Raw genomic sequence first — 24,655 nt, forward strand, 5'->3', positions numbered from 1 at the left:
CGACACAAGCATCATTCTGTTCTGATCGCTCTGTCATGAACAAAGCACATCACCACACCATAAACTCAACAAGGCGTCTCACACCGGAAGCTTACTGGAAGACCTCCCTTGTTTGTATGAACATATGTATCACATACGTTTATACAAATGAAGTGTCATCGTATCGGCGGGTAAGCATCTGTTAAAATCTGATCGACGATCAAAACTGCCTTCTCATGCTTTGGAAGGCGTTAAACAGTGCTCACGATTATGTGATTCCCTGTTTTTTCGTGCGTCCATGATTGGAGGCTGAGCATTCAGGACTTGTCGGAGAGTATTCTTGACTTGTCTTGACCCGGTTCTGTCTTCAGAACCATGACGATAGCCTTGATTACAACCAAGAACAAAACATGAAATCGCCAATTTCCTACGCTATGATCCTTCCACAAGGTCTTGGATATGTCAGGCCTGTGTAATGGAACTCTCTCAGGAGGTGGATCATGGTCTCTTTTCGGAAACGATGCGCGACATTTGCGGAATTGGCAGCCCCGTGGACGGGACGCAAAACCGGTATGGATCATGACTTGCGTGAACGCCTTCGCAATATGGATGCCCGTCCTCTCCGTCTTATGAAAGAAGCAGGTCTTGCGACCCATACGAGGACAGAGGAGATAGATCGTGTGTGCGAAGTGACCTTGGCGGTTGAACATCTGCCGGGCATTCGCCTACGTCGCACGTTGCTCATTCCTTCGCAGGCCTATGGTATCCGGCGGCAGTTAGCAGACGATCTTTTGTATTTTCATACGCTCACCTTCCCGAAAAAACGCCGTGCTCCAAAAAACGAGGATGACAAGAGTTCTTTGAGAGGTCTTGTCCCTGTCATACCGCTTTGCGTCGGGACATTTACTTCAAAAGTGCATATTGGCGTTTACGGTGACCTTAAAAAAGAGATGAAGAAATTACGCGCTCGTATCAGCCGAATGCTCTATTGGTATAAAAAAAGTGCTTATGTGCAATTTGGATTTCAAATTCATTTGCTCATGAATGACTTTGCTTTTGCCCGTTGTCCCAATCAAGACGTTAAGGTCAATGGACATGTGAATTTTTTCTATACTCTAAACAAACCGATGCCCAAGGATATCTGGACAGAGTTTTGTCAGATCGTAAGGAAAAAATTTAAGCTTGGTTTCTATATTGATGGTCCTGTCCGCTCTCATAGCGACACCATGGATTACATGGCCAAATTGTATAAGGCAGAGCGGACAAAGCCAGATGAAATTCTCTTTTCTGACCTGAGTGATGAAGCGGCAATCTGGTTTCTTGAAGAACTGAATGGAATGCGGAACATAACTCCCAAAGAGGGTTTTGCTGCCTTTCGGAAAGGGCTCAAAACACAGGGTGAGAAGGTGGTCCGGAAGAAAGCTGTTCCAACGCCCATGAACCCTAGCCCTGGTCATGAGTTGGTCAGAACCAAGAAATTGACTTCGCGCATCCTGTCTGGCGCGGATGGCTCTCCCTTTCCGAAGGGAAGCGTACCGAAGGAAAGCGTAGGACCGGGTGAGAAAAAAGCGCCGGTTGAAAATATGATTGTGGCTCGGGAACGCCCTTCACCGACTGCAGTCGGTATCTGGCAGCCCCATACGCTGGTCAAGAATTTCACCCTGACGCCTGTAACAGAACAGGGAAAGCGTAACCTCGGTCTTCTCCGACGCCATCACCTGCAGGCCTTGGGATGGGCTCAGAAGAACGGGTGGTTTGGGCGGCCATCGGGCGCTTTGGCGCGTCTCTTTGCGCCGCAGCATAATCCTGACGTTGTGAGGTGTTTTATGTATGCTAACTCTCCTCGGCTGAGGACAGATCGTGTTGATGACGGGGTTTTAGGAGGTGCGCTCTGGCGAGAAATCATGGCGGCTGAGGTGGCCATGCGTGCCAAACAGAGTGACGCGAGGCGTCATATCTGAAAACGCCTCTGTCTTATTCCAGTCTTATACGCGTCTATACCATTTGATCAGCGTCCAGAGGGGTATCAGCCCTTTGGAGGACGACTGGCTTCGTCTTTTAGAAAAGCGGATACGGTCTGCGCACAGGAGAGGTTTGTCTGCCCGAATGAGGGGCAGGCCGCATCTAAGGGAGCAATAAAAAAGGGGAGGCGTAAAGCGCTCCCCTCAGGGCTTTGGTTTCGTGAGGTTCTCAATCGCGGTCTTTCCTCCAGCGACGCACCTCGTCAAGGGGAGGCAGCACCAGAAGGGCTCTGATCAGGCGGTTTCTAACCGTCCAGCCAATGAGAAGACGCAGGATCACAAACAGCATTGGACCAGCGGCCAAAAGCGCCCACGGGTCGTAAGACGCCAGCCAGATGGAGGGTGTGTCATGCGTGCCGGCAGAACCGCCTTCCCAGAGTTTTGCCAACCAGACTCCCAGCCCGACCAAAACCGGCCCTATGCCCCACTGTGTGATCATGAGGTGTTGCTCTTTCACGCATGTCTGTCGTTCCAGACTGTCTTCGAGGCGGGTGGCAATCGTTTGTGCCAGGGTCTGGGCCAGTTCAGCCTGTCGGGCGGCAAGACGGGCCTGAGCGCTTGCCTCTGTCTGAGACTGGGCGGTTTCAAAAGCGCGGAGGGCTTTGGTCGTCGCCTGTTCCAGATCGGCAGAGAGCGCGTTCAGGGTTGTTTTAGTGTATTCTGTGACCAATAGGCGCACGACTTCCGGATCATCCGGGCTCAGGCCCAGATCCCCCAGAGTGGCCCAGACACATTTGCGGTCTTTGGGAGACATCTTCAGGGCCTTGGCCGTATCGTCAAAAATCGTCATGGCTGCCTCCTCATTCCAGACCAAGAAAGGTTGCTGCCGGGGTCAGACTTTTATGAAAGTCGCGCAGAAAGCGAGAGACGGCACTCCGTTCTGTAATGGTCAGGTCCGGGTGCTTCAGACATTGAGCATATCGAAGGTTCAGGGCGTTGACCTTGGCGCGGGTGGCCGCGTGGAGACCGGGCATAGTGATTTCCACACCGCCCGCAGAGAGGATGCGCTCTCGCGCTTTACCGTAACGGCGTTGCCCTGAGACCTCATGACCATACCAGTATGGGAAGTCATTGCGCAGGTCGCGGCTTTCCCGGAGATTGAGAACGGCGACATGGTTGACCAGATCTGTGCCGAAGGTTTCCAGATACTGGCCGACGGATTGGGCACTCTCGATCTCATGATCCAGAAGATGCACAAGGGTAAGACGGACATGGTTTTCCGTCAGGGCGGTCAGAAACCCTTCGACGCTTTTACCATCGCCGATATCAATGATTTTCGAAATTTCAAACCGTGATCCACCAGGCAGATCATGCAGAATGACGGCTTTGTCGGTATCAATGGAATTGAGAAGCGTGTCGCGTTCTCTCTCCTGCCTCAGGTCGTAAAACAGGACACCCAGATCCTGATAGGTGCGGGCTAGACCACCCACCTGACCATCAGCGTCAAAGAGGGAGGCCTGTATTTTTCGGGTGTGATAAGTATCGACCAGAAGGCGAGCAAAGGTTGTTTTCCCAACGCCGCCTTTGCCAGAAACGATCAGCACGAGGCGTTTGACAGCCTGTTTCATAACCTATGTCCTTTTGATTGGGAGGGCTTCAGTGCCTTCCCAATCAAGAGTGTAGGGTCGTCTTATGAAAAACTCAGATCGTGACAGGGGTGATGAGACGGCACCGGGAGGTCGAGATGGCCTCAGGCGTCCAGAAGTGGCGGTGGCTGGGAGATAAAGCCGCGCATGGAGGGCGATGGAGGAGACGGTGTCGCGGAATCCACTTTGGGTGTGCGCGGTGGTTTTGGCTTTATGGTTCGTTTTTCCCGACCAATTTTCTTCATGTAGGTAGAGAGTGTTCCGGGGCTGAGGGTGATGCCTCGCGTTTTGAGCGTTGTGCAAATCTCCATATCTGACCAGCCATCGGCCTTCATCCTGAGAAGGGTTGGATAAATCTGTGTGATGACACCAAAGGCTGTGGCCGGTTTTCTGGCAGCACGCTCTTTGCGTTCATTTTCCAGATCGGCAATCAGATCTTCAATCGTGCCGAGCATTGTAACTGAAGAAATTTTGTCTTTGCGAGGCATGAGTATCCCTCCTGTGATGCAACAGAGTTTCAGGGAACAGGGTGTCATAGAATAAAAGAGCATCTTCTTTTCCCATGACCTGACAGGATCCTGATACGCAGAGTGTATCCGCCCTCACAGCAACCTTCACATCTTCGAAGACATGGTCTGGTTTCATACCTTCCTTTGTATTGTTCCCGTTCCCTTTAGAAATTAGCAACACACCACGCATCTTCGATGCTTTTAGGAAGAGACGGTGCATATTTTCCGGCAGGAAAGAGCCGTTTGTTTCGCGGAATCCATTGTGAAGGATCGTCAGGTATTTCAGATAGTTTTGCGGAGGATTCCGAGCATTATGTGGAATTCTTTTGAGCTTTCTGCCGGTCTTCCTGATGTGGCCTGAGGGGAAGAGGTGATCCTCTTCAGGCGACGCTATCCTGATCAGACAAGTAGTCTTCTCAGGACATAAAAGCATGTTTACCTGCACGCCCTTATCGGATGTCGAATATTATATTGACGCAGTGAATGAGGATCTCACGGCGCAAAGCGTTGTGACAGGGGAGGGGGCACGCCCTGCACGTGCCCCTCGGAAACGCGGTGATTGGTCAGGGCGGGATCGGGCTGCTTATTATCTGGATAATGGCACCGGCGAAAAGCCCGGCATCTGGTGGACCACTGTTTGTAAACTTCCGGGACAAAGCCTTCCGTTTGTTGAGCAAAAGGCAGAGGTCAGTCCATCTGATTTCAGGGCATTGGCAAGGGGATGCGATCCGCTGACGGGGCAGGCTCTGGTTCAAAGCAAAGGGCAGCGTCGTGTGGGGTATGATCTGCAATTTGCGGCCCCCAAATCGGTATCGGTTTTGTGGGCCATGGGAACAGAGAGCCAACGTAATCGGATTGAGGCCGCGCAAGAAAAGGCCGTTTTTGCGGCACTTGAGTATGCCTTTACAACCGGCCTGATCGTCACACGCAGGGGTCACAATGGCAGTCAGAAAGAAACACCCGCCGAATTAATGGCCGGCACATTTCTGCACACCACCAGTCGTGCGGGGGATCCTCAGATCCATACCCATGCGGTGTTGATGAATGTGTGTCGCCGTAAAGATGGCTCAACCGGCACGCTCGATAATCGGGAACTGCTTTTGCACCAACAGGAAATGGGCGCGGTCTATCGTTTGGCATTGAGTGAGGCGCTGGAACGGGACCTTGGTCTGACAACACTCAAGGATGGTCGGAATTTCCGTGTGGCCGGTGTGGCGCCCAGTGTGGAAGAGCGCTTCTCAAAGAGACGGGCGGCCATTGAACAGGAAGCGCGTCATAGAGGGATACAGACAGCCCATCATAGGGAAGCGGCTGAACATATTTCCCGGAACACGCGTGGGGCCAAATCAGACCTGCCGTCACGGGCCGTTTTGCGGACGCGGTGGGAACAGGAAGTCCGGGAGGAGGGATGGACACCAGAGGCTCTATGGGAGTGTGCTTTGGCCGCGACAGGCTTGGAAGAGGTTCCATCACAGGATCCCCAAACGGTATTTGCCTGCGCCCTTGAGGAACTGACCCAGACAGAAGCTGTGTTTGAAGATCGCTATCTGATCGGCACCGTCTTGGAACACTGTCAGGGACGCAGGCTGACGTTGGCACAGGCCTTGGAAGAAGCCCATGCGGCCCGTCGGTCGGAGCATCTGATTGAGTTAACGGGGAACGCTCTCTCCCAGACCAGAAACCTGCATTACGCCACACCAGAGGTGATCAATGCGGAACGTGCGCTTGTGCGTCTGGCCACCACTCGTCGCGATGAACGGGCCTTTGTGTCACGAGACAGACTGGAAGGCGTTGTGGCAAAGAGAGAAACCCTTTCAGAGGAACAGGCCGATCTGGTGCGCCATGCTCTGAACCGCGATGGGGTGAGTGTCGTTGAAGGATCCGCTGGCACTGGGAAATCCTACAGTCTGGGAACAGCGGCAGCCGTGGCACGGGAGGCGGGCTGTCGGGTCTGGGTAACAGCGCCTTCCCATCAAGCGGTCTCTGTCATTGCGCAGGATACGCAAACACCCCCGGCACAGGCTGCTGTTCTGCGGAGTTTTCTGAATCGTCTGAAAGATCCTGATCATGCGCAGGCCATAACATTAGCGCGCCATGATGTGGTGATCCTTGATGAGGGCGGCATGGTTGGTACCATGGAAATGGCGGAGCTTCTTGAGGTGACGTCCAAAGCGGGAGCCAAGGTCATTGTGGCGGGGGACACACGGCAACTCAAACCGGTGGCTCCCGGATCTCCCATGCGGTTGTTGGCGGAGACACTGGGGACACAAAGACTGGAAGCCATCAGGCGCCAGAAAGAGATGTGGCAAAGACAGGCCAGTCAGGATTTGGCTGCCGGGCAGGTCGAACAGGCGGTAAGGTCTTATGACGCCCATGGTCGCATCATCGTAGGGGAAGGCGAGGCGTTGCAGCAGACATTGGTTGATGCGGTCTGTCAGGATGTCAGTGAAAACCCCAATGATACACGGCTGGTTCTGGCCCGTACCCATGCCGAAGTAAAAGCCCTTAATCAGGCGTTACGTTCTGTGCTGATCAGCAAGAGGGACCATGCTGGCGCGTGTGAGATTAGCGTTGAGGCAACAGCGCGTGGACGCAACCCCGTCGTCGAAGCCTTGCCTTTGGTTGCTGGTGATCGGCTCATCTTTGGAGAAACCCTAAAGGCCGGGGCGCATCTGGTGCGTAATAATGATCTGGCAACGGTGAAGGCGGCGTATCGGGACCCTGATGGAGAACCGGTTCTCTGTCTTGTTTTTGACCGGGGTTTTGAGGTGACGACACGCTGGACAGATTTGATCCCTGTCGGCCGCCATTCCAAGGGGCACAAAGAAGAACGTCCGATTAAGGTGCAACATGCCTATGCGGTAACACTTCATTCTGCCCAAGGGGCCAGTGTGGATCGGGCCTTTGTCCTCAATCGTGCGGGGTTGGATCGGGAACTGCTTTATGTGGCCATGACGCGGCATCGTCAGGCCTGCACACTCTATACCGATACGGCGCGCATGGCGCTTCTTTATCAAAAAAACCAGATCCGGCGTGACGGGGTGGTTGTGGATATTGATGGCGCTGGTCGGTTGGAGGCGCCTGATGCGCTGGATCAGGAGGACGAACAAACGCAGACCCTGACACCAAAAATGGCCATCAGGCAGATTATTCTGGAAGGACAGCAGTCTTCAGGAAAACAGAATGCGGCTGACTTCGTGGTGAACCGGCAGGCATGGGCCGAGGCGCGTTCGGCTGAAGAGGCCGTAGCGCATGAGATCAGGACGCGGACGATCGCGTCAGAGGCTGTATTTGCCCAACCAAGACAAGATCCCTCTTTTCTACCGCAAATTTCTAGGTCTTTTGCCAAACAGAGGTCAGATGGAGTGTCACATCGTGTGTCTGTACAGGACCAAAGGCAAGAAGAGGTGTGGAAGAAGGAAGCGATAAAAGAAACGCGGCCTCAAGGGCCGCGCCATGAACCAGAGTGGTAAATATGGGGCGGTGTTATCCCCACCGGGGCCTTGGAGAACGAGAACGGACTTGTTTGGGGCCTGGTCCTTTGCTGGTTGTTATTCTGCCACTGCTTCCCAGAGGGGGGCGTGTGAAATGTGTCGGCGGAGTCATGAAGGGCTGGAAATAGCAGTGGGGAATTGTGTCCAGAATGCTGAAAAGACGATTTTCGATCTCCCCTGTTCTGTCGAGGAAACCTTTGGAGCGCTCTGCAACATGATAGGCATCCGGCAGGTTTTCCATGACAGAAAACAGGATACTGGCCAAAAGGAACGACAAACGCCCGATCCTGTTATCTCCGATGTCTGTTGCGCGGGCAAAAGCATCCAGCAGATCTTCCCAGTTTGGGACCTCCTCGGGTCGTTCTCCCAGAAACGCCATAAGGGTCATTGTATTAGGAAGGGCCGGGAGGATCCGGTCGACATCAACCTGTGCCCGATAGGTATGAAGGGCACCAGGGCGTGCGCCCATGAACAGGCGGGCGGCGATCATGGCGATGAAGATGTTTTCACCGTCCTGATCAAGGGTTTTTGAAGCCCATTGGAGGATTTTGGTTTCATGGACGGTCAGGATGTTCTGCTCATCCTTAAAGTCGAGGGCGGTGTGGGGGTGGTTGAGGGAGACCAGACTGGCACCTGAGAGACTTGTGAGAGGTTGGATCAGCAGTGTGTTTTCTGGATCCGGACGCAATGCTTCCAGATTGCCCAGAAGCTTGCGGACAGGTCTGTCGTCAAGGGTGATGAAGAGCAGATCATTCAGGAACGCGTTTTCGGCAGCCTGCGTCTGCATGGCCTGAAGGGTCTGCTGTGTTGTGACAGACAGGCGCAAGTCGTAACCATTCCAGTTTGGGTAAGTATTAGACATGATATAGGCTTCCTTAAAACGTTATACACTCCTTGAGTCTAAGAGATGTGCGGTTGGATCTCATTTTTCGTGCAAATTTTTTCTGTCAAAAAAATCGTTCAGAGAAAATCATTTTTCAGAAAATGGCGGATTTCTGGGATATTCTGACCGTAAAATTCTCGTTTTCCGTGTGCAGACGCGCGGAATCGAAAGTTCAGATTTAAGAGAATAAGGATGCTGTTTTCAGGCGGCCTGTGGGGTCAGGGCCGCCAAGGAAAGGACCATCTTGAGGTTAGGAGAAAGAGGAAGGGGGCAGATGTGTATAAGCCCTGAGCCCTTAAGATATTTTTTTGCTGCATCAACACTCATGCCGGGTTTTCCCACAGATGGCCCAAAGACTTGCGCGACATACTCTGTCAGCCAGTGCTCGGCGGTTTCCTCGTCCGTTGTGACATACCCTGCAAAGTCGTTGTCTTTATCCAGCATCGCAATAAACAGAGAGTCACCAACAGTCTGACCAACGACTGGGACGAGGAGTGGTGAAACAAGAGCTGTTATTTTAATGTCCGGATTGCTGAAATAATCATCAAGCGCGTGCTGCATCATGTCATCGAGCGCGTCTGGATCAAGAGTTTCGTCAGAAGCCAGCATGCGTATCTCTGAATTTGTATAAACGCCTGAATACCAATAAGGGCAGAGCAATGCGGTATCAGGATATTTACGCTGATCTTCAGCATGCATTTCAGCCATGGAGCAGATGAATGTCGCAATCATCTGGAGACAACGCCGCTTGGTTTCGGCGCCAAAGGGATAACACTGCCCGTCAACCGTCAGCCACCCGGCATAGAGGTTCATCGGAGAGGACGCACGATCAGTCTGTGCCATGGTTATTCCTTCATTTTATTCCGGTGTTAGGAGGATCAATCGGGTCTTTTCTCTTGGATCGTGACGGGACGGGTCAGGAAATCGCCTCTCTGTGCAACAGGGCAATGTGCGCTGACGAGGTGATCTGGGACATGATGGGCTGCCATCTCCCGCATCAGCGTTGCAAACCAAAGATACTCACGCACGGTTAAAGGGTGACCGTCGACACGGTAATGCGACCCAAGAGAGTGCTCCATCATGGAAGGCTTGCCTTGAGCCGCCCACAACGCGTGTGTCTGTTCCATTAACGAGAGGGCCAACAGGGGAGCGGATGAAAGCGCTTCATTGACTAGGGAGGCGTCTCGAAGATCATGAGAAAGGTTCAGATGCTCGGCTTCTTCCTCGTGTAGAACCTGTTGGCTTCGCGTCAGATCAGATTTCAGGTCTTTGCATTTTTGTTCAAAATGATCAGCGGCAGACAGGAACGCCGCGTTGTCCTCATGAAGACGCTGACGATCGCTTTCTGCCGCAGAAAGTGTTGCCCTCAATTTTTCATTCTCTGCCTGAAGAGCCGCCACCTTCTGCTGTTCAGCGGTCAGAGCCGCATGTGTCGTATCCAGAGTATTGCTAAACCAATTCCAATCCTGTTTAAGCTGCGCGATTTCGTTATCCTTGTCGGCCGAACGGGACTTCTCATCCGCCAGTTGCTGTTCTACCGCGCGCTTCGCGTTTGTTTCCGCTTTCCGACCGGCGATTTCTTCATCCAGAAGACGCCTCGCCAAGACAGCATAGTCATCATGCTTCCTGACCAGATCGTTCGCAAAGGCTTTCCATTTTGCATTTTGCTCGCGTGCGTCATGGAGAAGCTGGTGATTCACAACCGCATATCGAGCGTTGGCGACTTCAAACGAATGGCGATGCTGGGCCAGACGGTTCGCCTCTTGGGTGCGTTCGAGCATCCCATAATACCAGTCCTCACCCGCACGGAATGTCGCGTTGATGAACTGGGGACTCATGATGATCGCTAATTCTTCAGGCCCCATGATACTGTCCCCTTATTCTTTACCGTTGATCAGCGTGCAATCGCGAGAGTGCCATCATTGAATTGCTGGAAGATTTCTTCCCATTTCCTGCAGACGACTTCGGCGTTCTTGTCCTTGCCTGTATTGTAGAACCATTGCGGATGATCGAGACTCTTGACGGTCAACCGGATACCACTGTTTTTCATGGCTTTGAGGGTGGGCGCCAGATTGGCAAAGGAGTCATTGACAAAACCCTGGAATGCCTGACCTGGGGAGCCTCCGGTCGTGATCTGCTTTTGTGGCGTGATAATGGCCCATTCCCACTGACGGACATCACTCCATTTCAATGAGGCCATCTTGTTCTTTTCAATAATGTAGAGGAATTCACCATCGTAACAGATGGCGGTGAGGTAATCATCCACATCAAGCCGGTAATTAATCTGGATAGGCGGGTGAGCAAAAATCTCCCCATACATCTTTGGAAATGAAACCAGAGGATCACCGCTGATCGCTCTGGCAATTTTGCGAGCAAGCCATCCGCCACCCCCGACGCAGAAAATGCCGAGAATAACACCGACTGGCCCGCCGTTTGAAAGCCCACCAAGAAGGCAGGTCATGAGAACAATGGCAACGAAGCCGCCAGCAACGGCAAGGTATCCTTTTGCTGTGTAGAATTTCAGGTCAACATCTCTGATCAGCATCAATCAAATTCCTTTTTTGTCACTGGCGGATAATAAATCGCCTTATTCTTCGTATTGGCTCCATTTCCCTTCGATTTTGACGTAATCGAGCTTCTGTTTCTGCTGATCTTCCCCCACTTTGAAAGTCACATCACAACGGAAGATTGGCAGTTTTTCACCGTGAAACTCATAGGAACCCCGCGCTTCACACGTCCGTTCCGTGACCTTTACGACCGGGGGTGTCGGATGATTGTGACCCAGAATGTCTCCGAATGACCGGTTCCCTTCCACAGCATCCGCATAGTTTTGAGAGATTATGGACTGAAGTTCTTCCAGAGAAGGGCCACTCTCGCCACACCCGGCCAAGGGGAACAGTGCGAGAAGTCCACATACAGGAGCGGCCATTCTGGAGATGGTGAGTATAGAGCGAGCGTTCATGATTCTCTCAGCAGATTTCGATTTAAGTGTGGAGAAAAAGATTAAAGACTAAGGTGAAATCACCCTTGGCAAACGCCATCATCCAGCTTGCAGGCAGCAGGGATGGTCTTGCCGTTCTTCGTCAGGATTCCGGTCGTAAGGTCGTAAACATCGACTTCGGCCGGCGTGGTGACGTATTTCCCGATATTGCGCGGAAATTTCAGTGTGATCTTGCTCCCGAAAATGGACGGCTTGGCAGTTGAGCAATTCCCGAAGAATAGTGTGGGCGTCTTGATTCCGTTCGGCGTGACCGGCAGGATTGAATACTGAGCGTCACAAGCCTGACCGCCAACGGATGTTAAAAGAACGACATCAGTGTCGCCGGATTCCGCTATTTTCTGGACGAAAAGCGCACTATTCCCGGCAATTTTCGGCGTTGTGGGCTGGCCGTTAATCAGCAAGGTATTGAGCGGACCGGTTCCAGAGGCCAGTCCGTAACGGGTCTGGGCTTCTCTCGGTGAGTCTGCCGATGCCAAAGTCAAACTCACCCCGCCCATAGTCAAAAAGGACAGGGCTGCAATCGAGAGGTGCATAAAACGAGATTTCTTTAAATCACGACACATTATTTTCAGACCTTTACCAACACACTTTGAGACGGCGTGCTGTGTTCCGGAAATATGAAATCCTTCTCACGCCACACTACACTGAATGGTGTGAGCAGAATCCGTGGTTTTTGAACATCTCTCGCGTCATGCGGAAGATGTAAGAAATTCCGGGTCAAAAAGGGGGTTTATGGGTCATGCGACGTTATGGGTATGTCAGGGTGTCGACAGAGCATCAGACCAATGATCCGCAGATTTTGGTTTTGCGGCAGGAAGGTCTTTCTGATGAGCAGATTACACAGGATGTGATTTCAGGGGGTGTGCCGGCCCTTCACCGGCCTGGTCTCTCCTGCCTTCTGAAAATTCTTCAGTCAGGAGATTGTCTGGTTGCGGCCAAACTCGATCGCCTTGGTCGGGATACCGTGGATGTCATTGGTCTGATCCGGATCTTGAATGAGCGCGGTATCAAGCTAAGGATTATCAATATTGGTGTTGAAACGCATACGCCTAATGGGCGGTTGTTTCTGACCATTCTTGCGGGGTTTTCGGAGTTTGAGCGCGAGATTATCAGGGAGAGAACCATTGCTGGTCTGGCAGCCGCCCGTGAGGCCGGGGTGAGGCTTGGGCGTAAACCCAAGCTCACGGCGGCGCAGAAATCCCATGTCAGAATGCTGGCAACAACAGGTCAGACCAATGGTCAGATTGCTCAGGTCATGGGGGTGTCTGTCTCAACCATCCAGCGCCTGACAGCAGCAATCGACTCATCAAAAAGCCGCATTTTGGGTATGTCATCATGACTGACAAAGATGGGTGCTTGACGGCAATCCGAAAACCACCGTTTTTGACTCTTTCTTCTTCCAAAACGAAGTCTGTCAGAACGGGTTCCAGAACCCCGATACTCTGCGGCGTATCACTGGTGACTGTGTTTCGCACACTGTTCGGCTTGGGGACTTTATATCTCTCCGCGCTTCCCTTGATGCTGATAAATCCCCACAGGCATGACTTTGTTTTGGCTGACCAAACTGCTTGTGTTCAATTTGAACGCGAGGCGTCCATATCATGATGCTTGATCTTGAACGGCTGCGAAAAATCTGGACCCTTGTCGAGCGTGGTGGTTCAGCTGGGGAGCGCGCTGCGGCAAAGGACAGAGCATGCGCGATTGCTGGGCGGCATGGTTATGTGCTGGAGGATATTCCAGTCCTTCTGGCCGGTGGAAATGTGCATAAGGCTCGGGAGGTCCGGGAACGACAGCAACGTGAAAAAGAAACCCAGAGGCAGGAGGCAGAGGAGGCTTTAGCCAAAAAGGCGGCACTTAAGGCGCACCGTCAGGCTTTGCGTGATCAGGCGAATGAGATCACAGGACGTTATGAGGGAAGGCTGTTCCATGTGATGCCTGACGAGCATATTCTCGTTGAAGCTGTGCAAAGCTACGCTCTGCCAGGGTGGCGTGCAGGATATGACTGGTCCTCAAGCGCGTTGGAGGCGTTGCGGAGCGCTCTTCCACTCTCAAAGACGATTGATGACGCTCTTGCGGAACTGAACCACTGGATCACGCTGCGGGATGATCGCCAGTTTGTAAGGCGTGCCTACAGACAAGCCAGTCAGGACGAGGATGTCATGCCAGAGGCTGTTTTGAAGCGTATGGTGATTCTCGCTGACCTTGTTCAATTTGAACTCCCCATCAACACGATTGATGATCTGATGAAGCGGGTCAGTTTTCAGATGGACACAAGGAAAGGCCGCCAGATGTCGGAGGCGATAAATCTGGAAGCGATCCTGCGTGATCTGGCGGCTGTTCGGCAGACCCATATCAGTGAGACTGAAGAACTGAAAACGCACATCAGGGAGACTGAGGCTCCGGAACCCCCCGATCCTGTGCAAACGACATGTCCGCCCAAGCCCAGACACAATACGGCCACAGGGCGCAGGAAGGAGATTGAGGCCATCCTTGCCTCCCCGGACAGTCAGAAAATGACGTTGCGTGAGATTGCCAGTCTGGTCGGTGGGTAATCCCCCCACTTTTAGTGGGGTTCTGACTGAGAATTCAGGCAATTGCTTTTAGTTTCTGAGCGGGTGTGAACCCGCCGTTCCCCATGTTGGGTCTGTCATGGTTATATGTCCAGAGCCATTGTGTTGCGACCTCCTGTACGTCCTGAATGCTTTCAAACAGAGACTGCTCCAGCCATTCCTGCCGGACTGTTCTGTTGTAGCGTTCGATATAGGCGTTCTGTTGCGGATTGCCCGGTTGCGTATAGATCAAGGTAATTCCTTGTTTTGCGGCCCATGAAACCAACGTATGACTGATATATTCAGGGCCATTATCCATTCTGATAGCCCCTGGCCTGCCGCGCCACTCCATAACCTGTTCCAGACAGCGGACAACCCGACAGGCCGGCAAGGAAAAATCAACCTCAATCGCCAGTCCTTCACGATTAAAGTCATCCAGAATGTTCAGGAGACGAAAAGCGCGTCCATCCAAAAGCCTGTCTGCCATAAAATCCATGGACCAGACCGTGTTGGGAAGGGTCGGAACCGAAAGTTTTTCAGGCTTTTCGCGAACCAGACGTCTGCGGGGTTTAATCCGCAGGTTAAGTTCCAGCTCCCGATAGATCCGATAAACCCGCTTATGGTTCCAGGGCTGTCCCTGCACATTACGTAGATACAGGAAACACAGGCCAAATCCCCATCTCCTGTGAGCCTGGGTCAGTCCCACCAGAAGAGCGGCAATCCGGTCGTTCTCCGCTGCCAGTCGCGGACGATAGCGAAAGCAGGTTTCCGATATCCCAAAAATCCGACAGGCCAGCGCAATGCTGACCCCGTGATGCGCCACAGCCTCTACGGCCAGTTCCCGGCGCTGGACTGGCCTCTTCATTTTTTTCCAAAGGCTTCCTTCAGGATATCCGTCTGCATGCTCAGATCCGCATACATACGCTTCAGCCGACGGTTCTCCTCTTCCAGAGCCTTCATCTGACTGATCATAGACGCATCCATGCCGCCATATTTCGCGCGCCACCGGTAAAACGTGGCATTGCTGATCCCATGCTCCCGGCACAGCTCTGGAACCGGGACGCCACCTTCAGCCTGACGGACCACACCCATGATCTGCGCGTCAGTAAAGCGATCACTCTTCATCAGAATCTCCTCATTCCATACGCTGAGAAAATTCTCATTCAAAAGCCACTCTTTTTATGGGGGGATTACCGGTGTATCGCCAGAAACGGTTCTGAATATTCGGCGCAGGATGGAAAGGGGGCGTTCAATTTGAACATGAGGTCACAGAGGGTGAGAGGTCAGTCATGTTTCTCTTTCTGTGATCTCGTGCTCCAATCATCACTCTCTGTGGGCCAATAATATCGGCGGTTATGGGATGGAACTGCGCAGCCATTGGGCATTGCGCTGATCGATGGGCTGCTGGCAAGTCAGGCCCAGCCCATGTTCATGATCAAAGCGTTTGATGGCAGATATGGGGGGGGAAGCGAAAGTCCGCTATCTGCGCTTGAACGTAAAATAGCAGACGTTCTTATTCATCTAAACTGTATGTTGAACGATGTGAAAACCTTCGTCTGGTTTGGGCAGCGTGAAACCTTGAGAATGTAACGTTGCCGTTGATAATCTCACTGTAAGATCCAGAGCAATTCAACCGTAGGAAAGCCACTGAATGTTTGACACAGGGAAGTTTGTATCCGTTGGCGATACAAATTTGTTCGTCTCTGAAGCCGGGAACCCAAAAGGAAGAGTTATAGTCCTGCTTCATGGAGGCTTGCAGAGCCGTCTCGATTTCATCCCACTCGCAAAGCATCTCTCAGAAGATTACAGGCTGATTGCTATTGATACGCGTGGGCATGGTCGATCCGGTATCGGGACCGCCCCTCTGACATATCGACAGCTTCAGGATGATTTTACCGTGGTTCTTACCACGATGGGGCTGCAAAAATCCGGTATAATTGGACATAGTGACGGTGGCATTGTCGCTTTGCGGCTGGCTGCATCGCGTGCCGTACAACCGGAGTTCGTCATAGCGGTCGGCGCGCATTGGGTGTTGCCGGAAAATGATCCGGCCCGGCAGATTTATCAGACGATCACTCTTGAAAAATGGCGTGCGATGTTCGGGAGTCAAATATCGGTCTACAACGCGGAAAATCCCGACCCGGATTTCGGCAAGCTATTCACGGCGGCGACGCAGATGTGGCTCGGCTGCGATGAAGATGCCTATCCCGGCGCGTCTGTAAAAAACATCCGGTGCCCTCTGCTCGTAGTGCATGGTGACGATGATATGCTGGTGTCTCGGCAACAGGCCTTTGACCTTACTGAGCAGGTCAAAGGTGCCAGGTTACTTAACCTGCCCTTCGCTAAACACACGCTACTTGAAGACATGCCTGAGAGTGTTCTTCCCTTCTTACAGGATTTCATCACGCGCGTTACAATCTGAAGGCTATGCAGTTTTATGTCCCGTCATAGCAATCCCTTTCTGATTCCCGAATGTCTGCCATGAGGCGTATCCCGTCAATCCGCCACACTCCCAACTGACGGATCCTCTGGGTTGGGACGATCAATCGCCCTTGGCACCATAAACTGGTCGATTTGTGCTAAAGAAAGGTATGTCTGACCGCTACTATTCTGATCTTCGCGCACTGTGCTGTATTATCGATCGCGGCAGTTTTGTCGCCGCTGCGAGAGAACTTTGTGTATCGCGTTCAACGCTCAGTGAAACGATCCGCCGACTGGAAAACTTTGTTGGCGTCCAGCTCCTGAACCGAACGACACGCAGTGTCAGCCCCACGCCCGCCGGTGAACGTCTGGCGGCGCGGTTCGGCGTGGCGTTCGAAGAAATCGGGGCCGCTATAAGCGAGGCCGGTGCGATGGGTGGCGAAATCGCGGGACCCGTGAGGGTTCACGCCCAACGTCTTGGTTATGAGCTCTTTCTAAAATCGCTCTTGCCTGACTTTGTCCGACGTTTCCCCCGGATCAGCGTAGAGGTGCAGATTGATGATGCTGGCTTGGACATCGTACACGAACGGTTCGACGTAGGCATACGGCTTGGAGAGATGCTGGATCAGGATGCTATTGCGTTTCCGCTTCAGCCCGGTTTGCGGCAGATTGCCGTTGCCGCCCCGTCCTACCTTAATCAGCACGGGGTACCACTCCATCCGCGTGAACTCCGCGATCATCTCTGCATCGGCTTTCGCTGGCCGGGGCACGCTGCCTTGTACAACTGGGAATTCTGCGAAAATGGCGTCTGGTTCTCCGTAGCCGTATCCGGCCCGCTGACCTTCAATGATCAGCGGGCCGCACTTGATGCCGCCGTTGCTGGTGCGGGCATTGCATTATGGGTTGAGAGCGAGGTCCAGCCGCTCATTGAGGCCGGCCATCTTGTTCCCCTGCTGACGGAGTATTCCGCCGCTTTTCCTGGCTTTGCGCTTTACTATCCCCCACACCGTCATCGGTCGACTGCGGTGAAGACCTTTATTGCCGCCGTGCGCGGTGCAAAGAAGCCGTGACAGATTGTACCTGCCCAGCCGTATAACCCATCCCGAATATCCGGTATTAAACTTATGGCCCGGTCACTCCAGATAATGTCCTCGACATCACAGGAGGTTTGTATGGATCCGGAAAACACATCAGGAAATTTTGCAGGCAAAGTCGCGATTGTTACCGGCGCTGCAAGCGGGATCGGTCGCGCAACTGTGGAACTACTTCATGCGCGTGGGGCATCGGTTATTGCGGAAGACCACGATCCCAGTGTCAGCACTCTGGCCCGGCCTGGCATCGTCCCGCTCGTCGGGGACGTGACAGAAGAAGGCGCTGCCCGACTGGCCGTGGCAACGGCGGTCGAGAAGTTCGGTCAGCTGGATATTCTCGTAAATAATGCGGGCATCATCATCAACAAACTGGTGGTGCACATGACTCTTGAGGACTGGGACCGCATCTTCGCCGTCAATATCAGGGGCGTATTCCTGCACTCACGTGAGGCGATGCGTGCGATGATCCCGAACGGTAGCGGAGCTATCGTCAATGTCGGCTCCTATGCCTGCTTTCAGACATTTCCATCGATCGCAGCTTATGCCGCATCAAAAGGGGCTCTCGCACAGTTCACCCGGACCCTTGCAGTGGAAGCAATCGGTCATGGGATCCGGGTGAATGCCGTGGGCGCTGGAGATACCGTGACCAATATTCTCAACCATATTCATGCAGACGGCCAAGCAGCCCTTGCAGACTATGGCAAACACGCCCCCATCGGACGTGCGGCTCAGCCAGAGGAGATCGCAAGGGTAATAGCCTTTCTCGCATCTGACGAGGCCAGCTTCATGGTCGGGGCAATCACAATGGCCGATGGTGGGAAAAGCGTAGTTCTTCCCGCCTGATCAGATCATTTCCACTCTCTCGCTGCTCGTCATGGCCAGGTCTGCTTTGCGGAACGGGCTATGACCGAGCGGATGACGGGGATGAGGCGACTGCAGTCTGTCCGCTATGTTTCCATTAAGACGATAGGTAGTTGTGGGGCTGAATGGAACGTCGTCTGTAAGGTGAAATACTGACTCAGTCGACATTCATGTGCGCGTTTTTCACCATCATTCCCGTCTTGCTAACGGGCTTTTTGCGCGCCATATTCCTTGCATCGTCCGACACTGCTTATCAGATACGGAGGATTCCAAAATGCATTTTTCGCGGATGATTCACGCTGGCGCTGTTGTCGCCACATTGGCTTTCGGGGTGGCTGCCATGCCAGCGCAAGCACAGGGTAATTTGCACGTCATTGATGCGCAAGGGCATCAGGTTGGCATTCTGGTGCCAGTCCAGAATATTCCCGCCACCCCCTCGATATCCGATATCGCGATGTTTGACGCCCTTGATCGCATGATGACACACGATATCGCTGTCATGGAGGCTGCCGACCGGGAACTGACAGCACGACTGGTCAGCACGTTACGCGCCGTTCCGGCTATTGAGCACGGGCTGCCGAAGCAGGTCATGTCCGAGCAGCGTGTCGAAGCTGTCAGTATCGGTGGGCCCAGCGCATCCTGTACGCAGACAATTATGATGACCTCGAACGGTCAGTCGGCGCCGATCGTTTATGTGTCGAGCACCGGAGGCAAGGCCTGCTCGACGCTTGTATCATCACTGACCGTTGGAAAGCCCGAGAGTCAAAAGCCTGAGGCCATGACCTTGACCCCCGCCGTGGATACGCGGAAGGTAGGTTCCGTGAACGAGCATGCCGGGAGTGTCCTGTAAAAAGCAGTCCCTTCCCGCAGGAACGAAGCGATGCTGTTCAAACGGACGGTGAACGCTTTTGATCTGTGTCGTGTCCTGCATGGCGATACGCTCCGTTGTGGGAAAGCCCAACAGAAGGCGTGAAACAGTATAATTCAGTTATTGGATGGGAAAACGGTTATGGATGATATTTCTCTGAAACGTTCCTGGCACAGCAGGGACTGGTCCCGCCTCATCAGACTGTTCAGCGGCCTGACATTCTATGAGCGCTTTGAACAGGCGATCATCTTGACCCTGATCGCGCTCATTATGCTGGTCAGCGCCGTTGCGACGATGCATCTGATCCGGGCGGTCTGGCATCTGGTTGTCGACGTCGGGGTCGATCCTATCAACCAGACAGTTTTTCAGACGATTTTCGGTGCGATCTTTACTGTCATCATCGCCCTTGAATTCAAGCATTCCTTGTTGGTCGTTCTTGCCCAACATGAGAACGTCATCCGGGTGCGGACCATAGTTCTGATCGCCCTGTTAGCGATTGCCCGCAAATTCATCCTGCTGGATCTGCATGAGTTAACCGCCGCAGAATTGTTCGCTCTTTCAGCCGCTGTTCTGGCTCTGGGTATCGTCTACTGGTTGGTTCGCGATCAGGATGCACGCGTCGCGCGAGATGCCCGGGAACAGGCACGTCTCGAAGACACTGCCCTGTCCTGCCGCAAGGCTAAATATCCCTCGGCCTGAACTGTCAAGGAGAAGGCGGCACGAGAAAGTGCCACCTTCTCCTAAGGTTCATATTACATGACGTGCGACGAAGGCGTATTCTTTGTTGTCTCCTGGCCTGATCGGCTCAGATGCTCTGTGTCGATCGCCCGGAAGGGCGGGATGGGCTGTCCGGGATAATAAACCGGCCCATTATAGTTCTGATCCAACTGGCTTTCATTCAGCCGGTCAATCAGCATATCGCCTGTGCCGTCCACATAACGAGTGCGCGGCTCGCTTTTTTGCGTTGCAGAAGTCGACGGTGCCGTTCTTGCATCGAATGATGTCTGGGTCTTCCGGGTAACACCATCAGCATATGCACCCGATTGGCACAGCAGAGGCGCAATCAGGGCCAGGCACGACAAAACTCCTCTCATTCTTTTCATGCTCATGATCTTTCGAGACTTCCCCTGGTCGTTCAGCCGACCGGGGAAGAGTTTTTGTCACGCCATCAGGCAGCCTCTTTCTGCGCCTCAATCTGAGGCACAACTTGCCCTGCAGGCGTCGTGGACGACGTGATTGCGATACGGCGCGGTTTCAGCGCTTCCGGTATCTCACGCCTCAGGGTGATGGACAGGAGCCCGTTCTCGAAGCGGGCGTCGGTGACTTTCATATGCTCGGCCAGAGCGAAGCGACATTCGAACTCTCTGCCTGCAATGCCGCGATGGAGATACTCGATCGCGTCTTGAGGCTCGGGCGCCTTTCGCCCTGTCACGACCAGAGTATTACGCTCCTGCGTGATCGTAAGGTCATTCTCGGCAAGACCGGCAACTGCCATGTCGATCCGGTAATCATCCTCACCGGTCTTGAGGATGTCGTAAGGCGGCCAATTATCGACCGTCGGAATCCGGTTGGCGAGATCAAGAGCGTTCAGCATTCTGTCAAAGCCGATGCTTGAACGGAACAGGGGTGCAAAGTCAACAGTGGCTCTCATAGCCATATTCTCCTTTGAGCAACATGGACACAAGATTAATGCAGCTTCTGACTGCACGCCGACCCCTTTCGGCAGCCAGCAATCTGTATCTGGATTTCCCTTCAGAGTCTTCAAGAGGCGAAAATGAAAATAACACTGTAATCCCGACTCTCCCTATATCGTGGATCTGAAATACTGCGGCTTAGAGAAGAAACGTTGGAAGAACGACGTCTGCTCTCCGAAAACTTATGTAGGCCTTAAAATGTCGATAGAGAGGGCGATTGCCGCCTGTCTGCTGTTGCCATGCCGAGGAATAAGGGAAGTGGGGAAAGGAAAGGGGCGTGTTTCAGGCACGGGCTGAGAAACGATCCCATGCGGTAATTTCACGGGTGAGCAGGGCGACCTCACGAAGATAGATTTCTGTTTTCAGGAAATGCTGTTCGTCTTCTTTTTGCGCCTGCGGCACTTCGGTAAACCACGCTTTGGGGCGACCATCTGTGCCGTCATTCCAGCGGTAGCCACGCGCCTTGAGCTTATCTTTAAGGTCAAAGGGGGCATTCTCCGCCCAGATCTGCCAGCGGGGTTGCCGCGCTTCCTGAAGCAGGACGGAGAGGGCTGGGGTCTGTGTTTTAGGCAGACATGTGCTGAGTAAGGTAACACCAGCCAGACAATCATCAGCGGTCCGGTGTCCCTCAAAAAACCACCCGGCCTGCATGACGAGATAACCAAGGCTGCGCCCTTCATAGCCTTCTGCCTGCCAGGGCACATCTTCCATGGAACAGGCCCAGGGCAGTGTTGAAAATCCCTCCCAGAAGCGTTCGGCAAATAGCCTGTCAAAGCGGGCGTTATGGGCGACGATGAGGGCTGCCTGGGCCGCGAACTGGGCGACCTCTTCAGGGGCGATGGTTTTACCTGCAACCATCTCCTGTGTGATGCCGGTAAGGGCTGTAATGTCGGAAGGGATGGGGTGGGAAGGCTCTCTCAGACGATTGAAGGGCGGTAAGGTGCCGAGAACGCGCCCATCCAGCGTATAGACAAAGGGCACCATCCCGAATTCGATGATTTCATGACAGGCCGGGTCGAGGCCGGTGGTTTCAAGATCCAGAAAAAGGCCCACACGGGTCTGGTCGCGCGGTACGTGCGTCTCAAGCGGAAGGGGCGCGATACGACGTAAAACCCGGTAAGCACCTGTGGCTTCCAAGGTGCGTGCCTGATCTTCCAGCGAGGTGTGTTGCACAGAAGCGCTCCCTTAACGCCTGGTGTGATAAACAGGGGGCAATCCGTTACAGGCTGTGACAGCATTAGAAGGAGGAAGTCTCATGCGCAAAGCCGGTTTTATGTTGATGATAGCCCTTGGTCTTTTAGGGCCGGTTTGTGGTTTTGCCCAGTCATCGGGGGACTGGCTGCCGCAGTCGGGTGTGAAATCCCCCTATAGTCCGTTGGCGGTTCCCACGACGTTGAAACCACTTGCGTTGTCTTTGACCGAGTTATTGAACAAGGGTTTCAAGGTCATCAGCGCGACGGATTATTCTGGGCAAGGGGTTCTTTTAACAGTAGAGGGGCGTAAGCAAACTGTGTTGTGTGTGTTAACCGCACCCAATCTCCAGACAGATCAGAACGTGCCGACTTCACGCTGTTGGGCTTTGAATTAAGGGACTGATTTAACGTCATAAATTGATTGGGAAGAGGTGTCCGGTTGGGCAACAGCGCATCTTTTTGCGGACACTGTGAGGGGCGTTTTATGCGACCATTGGTCGCCTAGGTTTCCTCTCAAAGCGACCAATGGTCGCATTTGAGGGTTTGGCCATGCGACCAAGGGTCGTTGATGAAGGGAGGATGGTGCGACCGTTGGTCGCCTGGGTTTCCTTCCAAAGCGACCAATGGTCGCACTTGAGGGTTTGACCATGCGACCAATGGTCGTTGATGAAGGGAGGGTGATGCGACCGTTGGTCGCCTAGGTTTCCTTTCAAAGCGACCAATGGTCGCATGGCGAGAAAGGGCTGGTGATAAGAAACAGCACCAGTGTCCTTCATCCGGTCCCTAAAGCCAGCGCAGGCCGGCTAGGTGTTCACCAGTTTGCAATGTCATCGGGATAGGTAATGGCCTCCACAACCCGCTGGAGATTTTGCAGATAAATAGCCGATGTGTATTGGGTCGTGCCCTGACTTTTATGAGTGGCTTCATGGCCTAACAGGTCATCAATCCAAAGCTCTCGAATGTGATTGTCCTGATTTCTGAGCACGGTTGAAACCAGATGGCGGAAGGAGTGAAAGGTGACCTGCGTTGGCAGGTTCAGGCGCCGTTTATGTTTGGAAAAGATCAGTTCAAAATTGGCGCCCCGCACCCCGAAATTGGAGATAGGCAGTTCGCTGAAGAAATAGGGGCCGGCGTTTCTGAATTCCTCAAGGATCCCTTTTTCCAGAAGTTTGCTGTGAATGGGCACGATACGGGTGCCAGCCGATGTCTTGGGAGACCATTCCCGAATTTTGCCGTCGATCTCAACCGTATGGGGCCGGATGTGGAAACAGGGAATACCGTTCAGGACTTCGATATCCTCATTCCTCAGATTGCAGATCTCGCCCAGACGCATGCCGGTATAAAGAGCAATGCGCACAATGCCCCGATAGGTGCGTTCGGGGAAAACACGTCCCAGCCATTTTGACGTCAGGAGTGTTCTCAGTTCGTCTTCTGACCAGGCCCGGCGATTGGTCTTTTGTGTTAAATCGAAAGACCAGTTGGCCCAAGGGTTTTTGGGGGCGAGGTCTCGTAAAACTAATGCATTCCATATTGGGGACATGCGCGAGAAATGATTTTTGACGGTCTTGCCGGAGACGAGTTCCGCTCCATCTTCCTCCGCCTCTCTGACAGCGTCTCGAAGGGGGAGGGTGATCTTTCCTTTACCATGGGTGGTCGGCAGGCCAGACAGCAGGTCGTAAAATTCTCCAACAATGTCGCCTGTGATCTGATGAACCGGGATATCCCCGAAGGCTTCGGTGAAGAGGGCTACGGTCTTGCCAGTTCCCTTGATAGTGCCAGCACTTTTGGATGGCACTGAGAAGACAAATTTGTCCGCCGCCGTCGACAGTTTCATGCTGCGCGGTTGTTTGGACGAGGATTTCTGCCCATCGGTTTTGTCTTCATTGTGAGGCAGGTGGGTCTGGATCAAGTTACAGAACGTGGTGATCTGGTTTTGTAAGCCCTGTTTTTCGGTGACAGACCAGATTTCTCGTTTTTCGAGGGTGTGCCTGAGTTGTCCCAGTCCCTTCAGAAGGCCTTCCATGTGAGGCAGGACCGTATTGAGGAAGGTGGACTGCTTGGTGACCAGATCGGCTTTTTCAATGAGATGCTGGGCGCGCTCGGCTTCGAGCACTTTCTCGGCACTCTCTTCCTGAGCCTTCAGAGCGGCCTCGTAGCTTTGGATCAGGTCGCGATAGAGGGCCAGAAGGTCGTCTTTGGTGGGGTGTTGCATCTTGCCTGCTCTGAAAAGCTGTCCCGTCCTGGCATACAGGGCGGCTGCACGTTCACGGGCGACCAGTTTATCAGAGGTATGGAGGACAAGGGAAATCTCGGTCTTGCCCAACAGGGGACGGAGCAGTGCCGGGACGATGCGGCGGAAGTGATAACGAGGCTGTCCTGTGCGTCGGGACGGGATGGCGCGGAGCATGAAGTTTTCCCATTATGGGAAAATTCCCTCTCGGACAAAATACCTCTGTTTTTCAACAGCTTGTGGTGCGAACTGCGGGACTCGAACCTTCATAGTCC

25 protein-coding genes are annotated in these 24,655 nt (G+C 53.3%); 11 read left to right on the forward strand and 14 right to left on the reverse strand.

What is annotated here, in order from left to right:
* Window positions 1-479: 479 nt before the first annotated feature.
* A complete protein-coding gene (locus HNR55_RS08885) occupies window positions 480-1,940 on the forward strand; it encodes a hypothetical protein (protein WP_242005536.1) in 1,461 nt (486 codons plus the stop codon).
* Between the two features lie 229 nt (window positions 1,941-2,169).
* On the opposite strand, the gene HNR55_RS08890 is transcribed toward HNR55_RS08885, so the two are convergent.
* The 3 genes from HNR55_RS08890 to HNR55_RS08900 all read right to left on the reverse strand — a co-directional run bounded on the left by HNR55_RS08890 (window position 2,170) and on the right by HNR55_RS08900 (window position 4,074).
* Entirely contained in the window at window positions 2,170-2,790 is a 621-nt protein-coding gene (locus HNR55_RS08890) for a hypothetical protein (RefSeq protein ID WP_166114737.1), read from the reverse strand.
* Window positions 2,791-2,800: 10 nt separating this feature from the next.
* A complete protein-coding gene (locus HNR55_RS08895; RefSeq protein ID WP_166114734.1) occupies window positions 2,801-3,568 on the reverse strand; it encodes a nucleotide-binding protein in 768 nt (255 codons plus the stop codon).
* Between the two features lie 122 nt (window positions 3,569-3,690).
* A complete protein-coding gene (locus HNR55_RS08900; RefSeq protein ID WP_166114726.1) occupies window positions 3,691-4,074 on the reverse strand; it encodes a hypothetical protein in 384 nt (127 codons plus the stop codon).
* 452 nt (window positions 4,075-4,526) lie between these two features.
* Between HNR55_RS08900 and mobF the strand changes: the two genes are divergently transcribed.
* The gene (mobF, locus tag HNR55_RS08905; RefSeq protein WP_166114724.1) at window positions 4,527-7,568 is read left to right on the forward strand and encodes a MobF family relaxase; all 3,042 of its coding nucleotides are present in this window, start codon (window positions 4,527-4,529) and stop codon (window positions 7,566-7,568) included.
* A gap of 13 nt (window positions 7,569-7,581) precedes the next feature.
* On the opposite strand, the gene HNR55_RS08910 is transcribed toward mobF, so the two are convergent.
* The 6 genes from HNR55_RS08910 to HNR55_RS08935 all read right to left on the reverse strand — a co-directional run bounded on the left by HNR55_RS08910 (window position 7,582) and on the right by HNR55_RS08935 (window position 12,036).
* The gene (locus tag HNR55_RS08910) at window positions 7,582-8,451 is read right to left on the reverse strand and encodes a hypothetical protein (protein ID WP_166114721.1); all 870 of its coding nucleotides are present in this window, start codon (window positions 8,449-8,451) and stop codon (window positions 7,582-7,584) included.
* 222 nt (window positions 8,452-8,673) lie between these two features.
* Window positions 8,674-9,315, reverse strand: coding sequence for a hypothetical protein (locus HNR55_RS08915; protein WP_166114718.1), 642 nt, complete (start codon window positions 9,313-9,315; stop codon window positions 8,674-8,676).
* Window positions 9,316-9,350: 35 nt separating this feature from the next.
* Window positions 9,351-10,337, reverse strand: coding sequence for a hypothetical protein (locus HNR55_RS08920; protein WP_166114715.1), 987 nt, complete (start codon window positions 10,335-10,337; stop codon window positions 9,351-9,353).
* A gap of 29 nt (window positions 10,338-10,366) precedes the next feature.
* Entirely contained in the window at window positions 10,367-11,017 is a 651-nt protein-coding gene (locus HNR55_RS08925; protein WP_166114712.1) for a hypothetical protein, read from the reverse strand.
* A gap of 42 nt (window positions 11,018-11,059) precedes the next feature.
* On the reverse strand, window positions 11,060-11,434 hold the full coding sequence (locus HNR55_RS08930; RefSeq protein WP_166114709.1) for a hypothetical protein: 375 nt from the start codon (window positions 11,432-11,434) through the stop codon (window positions 11,060-11,062).
* A gap of 59 nt (window positions 11,435-11,493) precedes the next feature.
* On the reverse strand, window positions 11,494-12,036 hold the full coding sequence (locus tag HNR55_RS08935) for a hypothetical protein (RefSeq protein ID WP_166114706.1): 543 nt from the start codon (window positions 12,034-12,036) through the stop codon (window positions 11,494-11,496).
* Window positions 12,037-12,212: 176 nt separating this feature from the next.
* Here HNR55_RS08935 and HNR55_RS08940 point away from each other — a divergent pair, with 176 nt between their 5' ends.
* Window positions 12,213-12,812, forward strand: a complete 600-nt coding sequence (locus HNR55_RS08940) for a recombinase family protein (RefSeq protein WP_165925595.1) — start codon at window positions 12,213-12,215, stop codon at window positions 12,810-12,812.
* A gap of 262 nt (window positions 12,813-13,074) precedes the next feature.
* Window positions 13,075-14,025 (forward strand): hypothetical protein, encoded by a 951-nt coding sequence (locus HNR55_RS08945; RefSeq protein ID WP_166114703.1) that lies wholly within the window; start codon window positions 13,075-13,077, stop codon window positions 14,023-14,025.
* Window positions 14,026-14,059: 34 nt separating this feature from the next.
* On the opposite strand, the gene HNR55_RS08950 is transcribed toward HNR55_RS08945, so the two are convergent.
* Window positions 14,060-15,147 (reverse strand): IS3 family transposase gene (locus HNR55_RS08950; protein ID WP_166114697.1). Its coding sequence is split into 2 segments (ribosomal slippage): window positions 14,060-14,886 and window positions 14,886-15,147, totalling 1,089 coding nucleotides; the frame shifts between segments, so codons are not numbered across the junction.
* A gap of 252 nt (window positions 15,148-15,399) precedes the next feature.
* Between HNR55_RS08950 and HNR55_RS08955 the strand changes: the two genes are divergently transcribed.
* The 6 genes from HNR55_RS08955 (at window position 15,400) to HNR55_RS08980 (ending at window position 19,962) form a co-directional block, all read left to right on the forward strand.
* A complete protein-coding gene (locus tag HNR55_RS08955) occupies window positions 15,400-15,612 on the forward strand; it encodes a hypothetical protein (protein WP_166114696.1) in 213 nt (70 codons plus the stop codon).
* A gap of 61 nt (window positions 15,613-15,673) precedes the next feature.
* Window positions 15,674-16,444, forward strand: coding sequence for an alpha/beta fold hydrolase (locus tag HNR55_RS08960; protein WP_166114695.1), 771 nt, complete (start codon window positions 15,674-15,676; stop codon window positions 16,442-16,444).
* Window positions 16,445-16,613: 169 nt separating this feature from the next.
* Window positions 16,614-17,513, forward strand: coding sequence for a LysR family transcriptional regulator (locus HNR55_RS08965; RefSeq protein WP_166114694.1), 900 nt, complete (start codon window positions 16,614-16,616; stop codon window positions 17,511-17,513).
* Window positions 17,514-17,615: 102 nt separating this feature from the next.
* Window positions 17,616-18,377, forward strand: coding sequence for an SDR family NAD(P)-dependent oxidoreductase (locus HNR55_RS08970; RefSeq protein WP_198911917.1), 762 nt, complete (start codon window positions 17,616-17,618; stop codon window positions 18,375-18,377).
* Between the two features lie 292 nt (window positions 18,378-18,669).
* Entirely contained in the window at window positions 18,670-19,245 is a 576-nt protein-coding gene (locus HNR55_RS08975) for a hypothetical protein (RefSeq protein WP_166114691.1), read from the forward strand.
* A gap of 159 nt (window positions 19,246-19,404) precedes the next feature.
* Window positions 19,405-19,962 carry a phosphate-starvation-inducible PsiE family protein gene (locus HNR55_RS08980; protein WP_166114689.1) on the forward strand — a complete coding sequence of 186 codons (558 nt, stop codon included), beginning with the start codon at window positions 19,405-19,407 and terminating at the stop codon, window positions 19,960-19,962.
* A 53-nt stretch (window positions 19,963-20,015) separates the two neighbouring features.
* Here HNR55_RS08980 and HNR55_RS08985 read toward each other — a convergent pair whose 3' ends face one another.
* From HNR55_RS08985 to HNR55_RS08995, 3 genes are all read right to left on the reverse strand, one after another.
* Window positions 20,016-20,372, reverse strand: coding sequence for a hypothetical protein (locus HNR55_RS08985; RefSeq protein ID WP_166114313.1), 357 nt, complete (start codon window positions 20,370-20,372; stop codon window positions 20,016-20,018).
* Between the two features lie 59 nt (window positions 20,373-20,431).
* Window positions 20,432-20,914 carry an Hsp20 family protein gene (locus HNR55_RS08990; protein ID WP_086898717.1) on the reverse strand — a complete coding sequence of 161 codons (483 nt, stop codon included), beginning with the start codon at window positions 20,912-20,914 and terminating at the stop codon, window positions 20,432-20,434.
* Between the two features lie 325 nt (window positions 20,915-21,239).
* Window positions 21,240-22,130, reverse strand: a complete 891-nt coding sequence (locus tag HNR55_RS08995) for a 3'-5' exonuclease (protein ID WP_166114687.1) — start codon at window positions 22,128-22,130, stop codon at window positions 21,240-21,242.
* 82 nt (window positions 22,131-22,212) lie between these two features.
* On the opposite strand from HNR55_RS08995, the gene HNR55_RS09000 reads away from it, so the two are divergent.
* Window positions 22,213-22,545, forward strand: a complete 333-nt coding sequence (locus tag HNR55_RS09000; RefSeq protein ID WP_194300242.1) for a hypothetical protein — start codon at window positions 22,213-22,215, stop codon at window positions 22,543-22,545.
* A 416-nt stretch (window positions 22,546-22,961) separates the two neighbouring features.
* Here HNR55_RS09000 and HNR55_RS09005 read toward each other — a convergent pair whose 3' ends face one another.
* Complete coding sequence (locus HNR55_RS09005) at window positions 22,962-24,557, reverse strand: DUF6538 domain-containing protein (RefSeq protein ID WP_166114682.1); 1,596 nt, start codon at window positions 24,555-24,557, stop codon at window positions 22,962-22,964.
* Between the last annotated feature and the right edge of the window lie 98 nt (window positions 24,558-24,655).

It is taken from the genome of Acetobacter lovaniensis, assembly GCF_014207635.1.
In the GTDB taxonomy this organism is placed as follows: domain Bacteria; phylum Pseudomonadota; class Alphaproteobacteria; order Acetobacterales; family Acetobacteraceae; genus Acetobacter; species Acetobacter lovaniensis.

Excerpts from the sequence above, each read along its gene's own strand:
- HNR55_RS08885 (WP_242005536.1), top strand. The coding sequence starts at position 480 with ATGGTCTCTTTTCGGAAACGATGCGCGACATTTGCGGAATTGGCAGCC.
- HNR55_RS08890 (WP_166114737.1), bottom strand. The coding sequence starts at position 2,790 with ATGACGATTTTTGACGATACGGCCAAGGCCCTGAAGATGTCTCCCAAA.
- HNR55_RS08895 (WP_166114734.1), bottom strand. The coding sequence starts at position 3,568 with ATGAAACAGGCTGTCAAACGCCTCGTGCTGATCGTTTCTGGCAAAGGC.
- HNR55_RS08900 (WP_166114726.1), bottom strand. The coding sequence starts at position 4,074 with ATGCCTCGCAAAGACAAAATTTCTTCAGTTACAATGCTCGGCACGATT.
- mobF (WP_166114724.1), top strand. The coding sequence starts at position 4,527 with ATGTTTACCTGCACGCCCTTATCGGATGTCGAATATTATATTGACGCA.
- HNR55_RS08910 (WP_166114721.1), bottom strand. The coding sequence starts at position 8,451 with ATGTCTAATACTTACCCAAACTGGAATGGTTACGACTTGCGCCTGTCT.
- HNR55_RS08915 (WP_166114718.1), bottom strand. The coding sequence starts at position 9,315 with ATGGCACAGACTGATCGTGCGTCCTCTCCGATGAACCTCTATGCCGGG.
- HNR55_RS08920 (WP_166114715.1), bottom strand. The coding sequence starts at position 10,337 with ATGGGGCCTGAAGAATTAGCGATCATCATGAGTCCCCAGTTCATCAAC.
- HNR55_RS08925 (WP_166114712.1), bottom strand. The coding sequence starts at position 11,017 with ATGCTGATCAGAGATGTTGACCTGAAATTCTACACAGCAAAAGGATAC.
- HNR55_RS08930 (WP_166114709.1), bottom strand. The coding sequence starts at position 11,434 with ATGAACGCTCGCTCTATACTCACCATCTCCAGAATGGCCGCTCCTGTA.
- HNR55_RS08935 (WP_166114706.1), bottom strand. The coding sequence starts at position 12,036 with ATGTGTCGTGATTTAAAGAAATCTCGTTTTATGCACCTCTCGATTGCA.
- HNR55_RS08940 (WP_165925595.1), top strand. The coding sequence starts at position 12,213 with ATGCGACGTTATGGGTATGTCAGGGTGTCGACAGAGCATCAGACCAAT.
- HNR55_RS08945 (WP_166114703.1), top strand. The coding sequence starts at position 13,075 with ATGATGCTTGATCTTGAACGGCTGCGAAAAATCTGGACCCTTGTCGAG.
- HNR55_RS08960 (WP_166114695.1), top strand. The coding sequence starts at position 15,674 with ATGTTTGACACAGGGAAGTTTGTATCCGTTGGCGATACAAATTTGTTC.
- HNR55_RS08965 (WP_166114694.1), top strand. The coding sequence starts at position 16,614 with ATGTCTGACCGCTACTATTCTGATCTTCGCGCACTGTGCTGTATTATC.
- HNR55_RS08970 (WP_198911917.1), top strand. The coding sequence starts at position 17,616 with ATGGATCCGGAAAACACATCAGGAAATTTTGCAGGCAAAGTCGCGATT.
- HNR55_RS08975 (WP_166114691.1), top strand. The coding sequence starts at position 18,670 with ATGCATTTTTCGCGGATGATTCACGCTGGCGCTGTTGTCGCCACATTG.
- HNR55_RS08980 (WP_166114689.1), top strand. The coding sequence starts at position 19,405 with ATGGATGATATTTCTCTGAAACGTTCCTGGCACAGCAGGGACTGGTCC.
- HNR55_RS08985 (WP_166114313.1), bottom strand. The coding sequence starts at position 20,372 with ATGAGCATGAAAAGAATGAGAGGAGTTTTGTCGTGCCTGGCCCTGATT.
- HNR55_RS08990 (WP_086898717.1), bottom strand. The coding sequence starts at position 20,914 with ATGAGAGCCACTGTTGACTTTGCACCCCTGTTCCGTTCAAGCATCGGC.
- HNR55_RS09000 (WP_194300242.1), top strand. The coding sequence starts at position 22,213 with ATGCGCAAAGCCGGTTTTATGTTGATGATAGCCCTTGGTCTTTTAGGG.
- HNR55_RS09005 (WP_166114682.1), bottom strand. The coding sequence starts at position 24,557 with ATGCTCCGCGCCATCCCGTCCCGACGCACAGGACAGCCTCGTTATCAC.